Genomic DNA, 1,065 nt, shown 5'->3' on the forward strand with positions numbered 1-1,065 from the left:
GTGAGCGATGGCGCCGAAATCCGCATCGGCAGCGATCACATGCCCCTCCGATTCGAGCTGGTCGATCGCCGCATCGAACGCGTCGATAAGCCACGGCTTCTGCGCCTGCGCGAGCGAAGTTTCCGTATTGTCGTCACCGGTCTGCACGATGTGCACCCACCACGAACCGCTCGCATCGGGCTCGTCCCACAACCCTCGCGCAGAATTGGTGGCCAACACGTAGCGGTTGTACTCGAGATCCACACGAATGGCGTACTGCCCGTCCACATTCACCACAGCAGCGGGCCGCTGCGACGCCGCAGCCAACGCGGTCAGCGCGTCGTCGTACATTTCCGAGAACTTCTTCGTCAACGGCACAGTGCAGTCCTACTCATCGAGGCCCCATGCAGACAGCACAAGGTAAAAGACAGCCCGTTGCCACAGCCATGACCAGCCCGTTGCCACAGCCATGACGAAGAACTGACATCCACCCTAACCCCACGAGGCCCACATCAGTGGGAAGCATCCCACTCCGCGATCACCTACCGTCCCATCGAAAGCCGGAAGAGGACCGAACCCTGTCGAACTGCATACCGATCTCGCGGCAAAGCTCCTCATCACTGACGGCGCGGTCCCCGAAAGCGATCGCGCCCACTGCAGTGCCGTCGATGACAACCTCGCCGACGACACCGACGACCGCACCGTCCTCACGGCAAGCGATGTCCCGCCCCGCGCGAATCACCTGCTCGATCACCGACGCACGGTCGAACCCTGCACCGCCGCGGTAGCGGTGGACACCGGTTTCCTCGTCCCGCACCGACACGAACCAGTCCACCTGCATCGCCCTCACATTCCTCCCCTGCACCCCTCACCTACTTCTACCGCGTGGGGAGCGTATCCACCACCTCGGCCGCGAGCACCGTCAGCCGAATACTGCATTGCCGAGACTGCTCGACGAACACCTCGAACACCTCAAACACCTCAAACACCTCGATCCTCACTGATACCGTGCAGCACCATCAGCATTCCCTCGGCATGCTCGAAGCCTTGCGCGTACCGCCATCCCAGCCTGCACACCCCCGACCT

2 protein-coding genes are annotated in these 1,065 nt (G+C 62.5%); both read right to left on the reverse strand.

Annotated elements, in window-relative coordinates:
* A partial coding sequence (locus ACIQ2D_RS22295; protein ID WP_483869761.1) for a hypothetical protein occupies positions 1-351 on the reverse strand: 351 nt, incomplete at its 3' end.
* 166 nt (positions 352-517) lie between these two features.
* Positions 518-820: a hypothetical protein gene (locus ACIQ2D_RS22300; protein ID WP_003943349.1), complete on the reverse strand. Its 303-nt coding sequence runs from the start codon at positions 818-820 to the stop codon at positions 518-520.
* Positions 821-1,065: the final 245 nt, after the last annotated feature.

Origin of the sequence: Lysinibacillus sp. NPDC097287, assembly GCF_044761695.1 — a bacterium.
Lineage (GTDB): Bacteria > Bacillota > Bacilli > Bacillales_A > Planococcaceae > Lysinibacillus.

Coding starts and splice junctions, on each gene's coding strand:
- ACIQ2D_RS22300 (WP_003943349.1), bottom strand. CDS start 820: ATGCAGGTGGACTGGTTCGTGTCGGTGCGGGACGAGGAAACCGGTGTC.